Genomic DNA, 7,518 nt, shown 5'->3' with positions numbered 1-7,518 from the left:
TGAACCTGAGTATACGAGGGAATAAATCTCTGGCATTCTTTTGATTGTTTGAGGCAGTAAAACTGTCAAGCCGCTCTGACGCCTTACTAAGTTCTTCGTGCAGGATCTCAGCACCCTGCGATTTCTGAGCGTTCTGGAAAATTTTCCTGCAGAGGTCCAGATTATCTTTGTTATCAGCAATCACCTCTCTGACTGGTGCCTTCAGGTGCCAGTTGGCACCTACATGTCTGCTCATAATTACTCCTTGAACAGTAAGCTCTGTCCATCAAATCTATTTGACTGCTCTCAGCCCTTTCCCAAACCAAAAGTCCAGACTGGTACTAAGTGGGTGAACTTTTGAAATCTGATACTGGTCCTGTCCATACAGGACCAGTACAGCCGCAACCAGTCCATACCAGCCCTCCATCGCAGGGCATGGCCCCATGGCTGGGCATGGCCCCCGTTGCAAGTAAAGACCAGTCCCACATCGCAAGTCCCAGGCTGCTCATTTCATCACACGGGCCTGACTCATTAAGCCGGGCCTGCATACTGATTGTCCGGGCACTGGCCTGGATGTGTGCACATAACTGGACTGTCGGTTACACAGCAGGACTGAAGCTCTGTTAATCCTTGTTGCCTGAGGCCGTAATCTGCCTTTAAGCGCTACTGCTGTGCCGCCTGCTGATCGCAGCACCTGTGCCGCATTTGATGCGACGCCGTTGCGACAGCTGAAGCAGCGCAAAATCAGTTTCCGGCCTCATGTCCTTATTGTTTGATTGTCATGTGAGCCTGTTGCCAATTGACCTTTGGCCTTATGGCATCGGGCCTGTGGCTGCGTGGTCTGCGACCTTTACCCTTATGCTTCGGGCTGACTGCCGTATGACCTGTGGCCTTATGGCGTCTGGCCTGTGGTTGCGTGGTCTGCTGCCTGTGCCCTTATGATTCGGGCTGACTGCCGTATGACCTGTGGCCTTATGGCATCGGGCCTGTGGCTGCGTGGTCTGCGACCTTTACCCTTATGCTTCGGGCTGACTGCCGTATGACCTGTAGCCTTATGGCATCGGGCCTGTGGGACTATGGCCTCATGCCGGATGCCAGTCCTCAGGAAACAGCCAATACCCTATGAATCATCACCGTCAGACTGTTTCTCTGAGCTTTCAGACCAGCTCCTCAGACGCTCAACCAGGCTCTTCATGTCCGGTGAGCCGAACATGCTTTCGTCAGGCGATATCAAGCCATCTCTGACACCTTCAGATGTCCACTTCTTCATGCCCTCGGCGGTAATAAGCATTCGTTTATCAATCAGCTCCCGTGACAAATCAGTTCTGCCCCTGCGCACTGTATGCAGCTGCTTTCTGTAGACAGACTCAGCTGGAGGAAGGGATGACGTACTGGTGTAATCCTGGGACAGTCCCTGATAAGGATTACATAAACGTAATAAGGCCTTTGCCCTGTCTATCTCCTTCCTGAGCTTCTTCTCATGGACGCCAAGGGCCTTTACCACATTTTCAGGCAGATCCGGGTTGCCACTCTGGTAACTGCTCGTCCAGGACAGCTCGTCCAGTTGACTCTTCATCAGACTGAGCGACTTATCATATGTATACAGACCAAGATCCTCACAGAGCCTGAGTTCGTCATCATTATTCTCTGCCTTTCTTAATGACTGATCTCTGAGCTGAGCCTGCTTGCCGTACACATCATTGACCGCACCACTGAATACAGTCTTAACACCGAGAAAGTTGGCTTTTCTGGCCGTATCTTTGCTGCCGGTGTACAGTACTGTGTCGTATGTCTGCAAAGAGAGTGCGGTGGCGATGCAGCTGTCACTGCAGTTGCCTCTGTCATGCCCCATCCCTTCACTGCCGTCATTACCATCCTGCTCTTCTACGGGCACTTCCTGCTGGTTTTCCGGGCTGGCCATGGCCAAACAGTTAGTAAATTCGAAATCAGGAGTGAAGTAGACAGCTCGGTCACCAAGCTCAATTACAGCTCTTTGCGCATGATTGGCTATCATATTCATAGCCACATCAAAGTGTAACCTGCGACAGATAAGCGCCGTCAGTACCGTTGCCGGAATAACAATGGTACGCTTGCCTGTGGCCTGTCTGATATTGTGGTAGTTGCCCATGAGAAATTCGGCATCCACTACCGCCAGCGGCTCATCACGGGTGACAATACTGCGGTCGGACATGATCATGGCAACAGTATCAGGATCAGGCTGGCACCATGGGCAGCTCAAAAGTGAGCTGAACTCTGCCGAATCCTCATACCTGCAGAAAAAAGCCTGTGTCAGCTTACTTAAATTGCGAATCTCTTTAATAAAACTGCTTGAATTAAACAGCTCCAATGACACCGGGCAATCATAAACAGCCTGACTGATAAGCAGATCCAGGTTATTCACATATGCCAATCCCCTGTGACTGAGAATCGCTCTGTCAACATCTTGCTTACCACATAACTCATAGAAGTCCCTGATATCATCAAGCCACTCAAACCCTTTGATACCCAGCGGATGAAATTCTTTGACTCCCGAGTTGTAAGAATGATTGTTCTCCTCATATCTGTCTTTGAGAAAATCAAGGCAGATCGTGTATTCGAAGCTGTCAGGAGAAATCGTCACCTTGAAAGGAAATTTCCTCAGGTAATTGAGCAGCTGCATCAGATCATCTTCCGTCTTTACTTCTGCAAGTCTGTCTACCAGACGCTGCATTCCTGGACGTGTATAGCCTCTTGGTATATATAAATATTTAGATCCATGCGTATATTTGTCATGGAATTTCAATGAGTATCCAAACTGCCTGTCGAATTTAATGTCAGAACGGAAGTATCTGAGACAATCAGGAGGGATTTTGAAGCTGATGTCTGGCAGACTGTCTACTGGCAGCACCCTTGCCAGGGAAACAAAACTCTGCACGTCGTTACACTCAAAAGACGGCAGATTGACCATGTCCACAAACTCCATTTCATAACCAAACAGCAAAGGCAAATTCAAGTCATTGTCCTGCCAGCTGCAGTTAATAAACTCAGGACTGAGCATCATGGCCGATTTGCTCTGGTAATCAAGCACCATGATTTTTCTCTGGAGATGCTTTACGAAGCGCCAGTAGCCATACTCTTTCTGGTATTCGCGTTCCCGTCCATCCTTCTGGCACTGGGCTTTGTACATAGACTTGAGATCGTCGGCCAGTCTGTCGGCGCTGGCCATAACAAAGCCGCAAGTACTTGGCCATAACGGCTCCTCGACGTAAACAGGCGAGCCATACCTGTCAAAACCATCAAAGAGATGACGAAAGCCGTTCTCATCAATCATTTCGTACTGGTAACTATCAGGATCAAACCTTCGCCACCATGAAGTCCATCTGGGCATGCCCCCGGCTGAAGCGGCTGCATCTGCATCCTCTTCATGTGCGTGTAACCACATTATGGAATCGCGTAAACCTCCCTCACCGGGCTTGATGGCGCGGTATTCTTTTTCAGGCCACAGCACAACACAGACACATGGTTGATAGAAACACAGTTTGAAACACGCGTTGGAGATTATGAGCTCAAGAGCTGTCAGCTGAGGCCCCTCCAATCGCTCACGGCCCAGAAAATCCTTATACCTGCTGCTCTTAAACAGACTCATCATGTCCAGATAGAGCTCATGTCCAATGACAAATACCAGACCATAACTATTTTCAATAAAGTGTTTCGCACACTTCAGACTGCTGGTTTTAGGAAGTAAACCTTCTTCTGGATCAAGTCTACATTCATAACCTGAAGCAGGATCCTCAGCCACAAGCTTAAAAGTGTTTCGTCCCAGCAAAGCTGATGTCATCAGGGCACAGTCACTGGCAATCAAACCTGCTCGCTGCTCTCCGGCTCGCTTATCACTGTCTGCATCAGAAATATGGTCAGCAGAGACTGCAGATAATGATCCTGATATCCTCAGATCTCCTGTGTGTACTTTTGCAATGCTTTCAGACTCCTGCTCAAGAGCAGCGAACACCGGCCTGATCAGCATTTCATACAGAAAGTTTCTGTCAGCACCTGCAAGCCATGCCGCAAAGCTCTCGTTGCTGCTGCTCAGAGCAAGCTCATGACTTTCATTAACTGTTATGACCAGACGCGCCTGCAGTAACATGATCTGATGATCCTCTGCCTGTTCTCTGGCAGGTGGTATTTCACAATCCTGGATCATGTAAGGATCATAATCCGGCCCAATATCTACAGGCTGTGCACAATGCGACATAAACCTGCGATCGGACAGATGCAATGATTTGCCGGATCTGACAAGAGCTTCCTCCTGAAAACGCCGCCATAGTGTTGCCGTCACCTCATGGCTCATACTTCCGGTCGTATCGGCATTTCTCAGCACATGACCATGATAGTTGCAGACACATTCATATCCATGATCATAACTGTAATTCAGTACATCTGCTTCGTCGCCATTGCCCGTATGCCCTAATGTTTCTTCATATGGCTGGTAACAGTTTTGAAAGAATGGATCGCCTTCAAAGTAACCGTAACTCTGGTCATCTTCGACTTCATCGTTGTCCTGTATCCTGCCTCTGGTCATGATTAAGTCATCAAGGCCTCTGAGGACTGAGACAGGGCTGTCCTGCTCATTTTGTTCGTGCACATGAACATGTCCGTTAAACAGAACTGAGAACTCAAAAATCGTACTCATATACACTTCCTTAACTTGTTTTGCTTGCTGACATGCATCTGATGGCGGTTGATCGCAATTGGATCTGCCCGGATGACCACAGGTCAGGGACCAATGCCTTACAGCCGAGCTTACGGCCTGCCAATGGCTCGGCAATGAAGACTATGGCGCTGCCCTGCTCCAGCCCATCATCATGTCTGCTGGCGCAGGTGCTGGTGCAGGTGCAGAGCGTTCATTGGGATGACACGGAGGCTGGTACGGCCGCCGGGACTCCCCCTGTCGCGACCGGGCTGGCCCCCGTGACGACTGCTGTCGCTACCGGGCTGGCCGCCGTGACGACTGCTGTTGCTACCGGTCTGGCCGTATTGACAGGCCGATAATAAGGCGTGTAGCCCGTGAGAAATTGTTCAGTCAGTACGGACGGCAGTCATGCCTTGATACGGTCATATGTCTTCATGGTCACCTGGGGCCGTTTATGTACGGCCTGAGACCTGCCGGTGTCAGCACACCGGCATATGGCCTGATGCCCGCAGCCAATCCCCGGGCAACAGCCGGTTCCCTATGAGTCACCGCCTTCAAACTGCTCCTTTGAGCTGTCATAAATGCTTCTGCAACACTCAAGCAGGTTCTTCATTCCAGGTGATACAAACAGACTTTCATCAGGAGATATCAGGCCATCTCTGCCCCCTTCAGCCGCCCACTTCTTCATTCCCTCAGTAGTGATAAGCATTCTTTTATCAATCAGTTCCCTGGATAAATCAGTTCTGCCCATGTGCACTGCGAGCAGCGGCTTTCTGTAGATAGACTCGAATAAAGGCATTGATGCAACGTCGTTTAAGTGTCCCTCATCAACATAACAATCATCATCATCATCAAAATAGGCCATATGGCTGTCACCATAATGGCTAGTCCACATTCTTATTTGACGCTCATGATCCATGTCATTAATGCGTTGCTTTCTTTGCTCCGCCATTACATTAACCAGCTCCTCAGGCAGCTCCGGACGGCAATACATGTAACAGCTCCCCCAGGACAGCTCATTCAGATTGGTCTTAATTAAGCTCAACGACTTATCATATGTATACAGCTCCAGCTCCTCATAGCGCCTGAGTTCATAATCATCATTGTCCCTTAGTATTGTTATTGACTGATCTCTAAGCTGAGCCTGCTTGCTGTAAAGATCATTGACAGAGTCGCTAAATACAGTTTTCACGCCCAGCTTCTCAGCCTTTCTGGCTGTTTCCTGGTTACCTGTATACAAGACTGTGTCGTATGCCTGCAGACAGATGGCCGTACTGATGCAGCTGTACCTGCAGGTACCGCTATTTCCTTCGCTGCCATCAGCTGCAGTCCTGACAAACATGGAGGTCAAGTTGAAATCAGGAACGTAGTAAACTGCAGTTTCTCCAAGCTCAATTACTGCTCTCTGCGCATGGTTGGCTATCAGACTCATTGCAACATCAAAGTGGAACCTGTGGCATATAAGCGAGGCCAGTACAGTTGCCGGAATAACAATTGTCCGATTTCTTACTGCCTGTCTTATATTGAGATAGTTGCCCATAAGAAATTCAGCATCCACTACCGCAAGAGGCTTATCGAAATGGACAGCATTGTCATATGACAGGATTTTATCAACAGTATCATGATCCGCCCTGTACCAGACATTACTAGTAAGAGATCTGAACTCAGGCGAATCTTCATACCTGGAGAAAACAGGTCCTAACAGCTTTCTGAGATGAATGGTCTCTTTAATTAAACTTGTGTTCTCTAAACTCCTGCGCTCATCCAGCGAGCAGTAATGCCCCATCAGTAACTCAATGTTATTTAAATAGGCAAGCCCCCTGTGGTTGAGCAGATCTCCGGTAAGCCCAGACTCATTGAAGATTTCACAGAACTCCCTGACCTCATCCAGCCACTCAAAGCCCTCGATACTCAGCTGATCAAAATCATTTTTTTCACCATATCTTTGATTAAGAAACTGAGGTACTAAGCCTTTTATTAACAATTGGCTTTTAGAAGAAAGCGTTACCTTGAAATTGAAGCGTTTAAGGCGAGAATTCAGCTGGGCCAGATCCTCTAAACTCTCTAAATCCTTAACCATGTCAACCAGGCTTGTTATGCTGGCAATGCCATCATCTTCCTGCCCAAGAGCCAAGAATACCGGCATGATCATATTTTCAATCATAAAATCCTTGTCAGCGCTCTCCAGCCAGGCTGCAAAGTGCTCATCTCGGCTGCTAAAATCAAAATTAAAACCTCTAAGAGCATGAAACTCTTCATCATCGCCTAAAGGCTTGAGTCCACGGCGAATCCTAATGGCATTAAGTACATTGATACCATTCTTATAATAATTATCAGCTTGAACTTTTATGACCACGGGAACTTGCAACATTTTGTATGTATATCTCTGTGCCGGGGAAAAGTCAGGAGACAGGTACAAAAAATCCTCCAAAATGCCATTGTTATGGCTGGTCTTGTTCTGCCACTCCCTGCATGTTAATGCCGTCACCACATGACTCTGACTGCAGGTCTTATCAGAACTGATCAACACATCTCCCTCATAGTTGCATATACATGCATAGCATTCGTCAACCTGGCCGTTGTCTACATCTAATAGACTGGCATTTTCCAGTGTGATGCCCGTTGTCATGATTAAGTGATCAAGATCGCTGAGACCAGAATCTGACATGATCTGCGTATTTTGTTCGCGAACACGAACATTTCCGTTAAAAAGAACTGAGAACTCAATTGTCGTTTTCATATAGACTTCCTTAATTTGTCTTGTATGCTGACAAACTGCTGACCACAATTTGAGCTGCCCCGTATAGCTACATTTCAGAGGCCTGTATCGCTCAGGGACAGCTGCTTGCTGGAACCTGAATGTGCTGCCT

General features: G+C 48.1%; 4 protein-coding genes. 1 reads left to right on the top strand and 3 read right to left on the bottom strand.

Annotated features, from left to right (window positions below):
- Together MXE41_RS03315 and MXE41_RS03310 are read right to left on the bottom strand one after the other, a co-directional pair.
- The coding region (locus MXE41_RS03315) for a hypothetical protein (RefSeq protein ID WP_247099360.1) at nt 1-235 on the bottom strand (235 nt) is incomplete at its 3' end.
- 864 nt (nt 236-1,099) lie between these two features.
- Entirely contained in the window at nt 1,100-4,102 is a 3,003-nt protein-coding gene (locus MXE41_RS03310) for a hypothetical protein (protein ID WP_247099359.1), read from the bottom strand.
- 195 nt (nt 4,103-4,297) lie between these two features.
- On the opposite strand from MXE41_RS03310, the gene MXE41_RS13055 reads away from it, so the two are divergent.
- Nucleotides 4,298-4,426 carry a hypothetical protein gene (locus MXE41_RS13055; protein WP_281503479.1) on the top strand — a complete coding sequence of 43 codons (129 nt, stop codon included), beginning with the start codon at nt 4,298-4,300 and terminating at the stop codon, nt 4,424-4,426.
- A gap of 760 nt (nt 4,427-5,186) precedes the next feature.
- On the opposite strand, the gene MXE41_RS03305 is transcribed toward MXE41_RS13055, so the two are convergent.
- Nucleotides 5,187-7,388, bottom strand: a complete 2,202-nt coding sequence (locus tag MXE41_RS03305) for a hypothetical protein (protein WP_247099358.1) — start codon at nt 7,386-7,388, stop codon at nt 5,187-5,189.
- Between the last annotated feature and the right edge of the window lie 130 nt (nt 7,389-7,518).

The organism is Anaerobiospirillum sp. NML120449, assembly GCF_023051105.1.
Lineage (GTDB): Bacteria > Pseudomonadota > Gammaproteobacteria > Enterobacterales > Succinivibrionaceae > Anaerobiospirillum.
Note: the sequence above shows the minus strand (reverse complement) of the source record. Positions and strands in the feature narration are given on the sequence as shown.

Coding starts and splice junctions, on each gene's coding strand:
- MXE41_RS03310 (WP_247099359.1), bottom strand. CDS start 4,102: ATGTTACTGCAGGCGCGTCTGGTCATAACAGTTAATGAAAGTCATGAG.
- MXE41_RS13055 (WP_281503479.1), top strand. CDS start 4,298: ATGGCTCATACTTCCGGTCGTATCGGCATTTCTCAGCACATGACCATG.
- MXE41_RS03305 (WP_247099358.1), bottom strand. CDS start 7,388: ATGAAAACGACAATTGAGTTCTCAGTTCTTTTTAACGGAAATGTTCGT.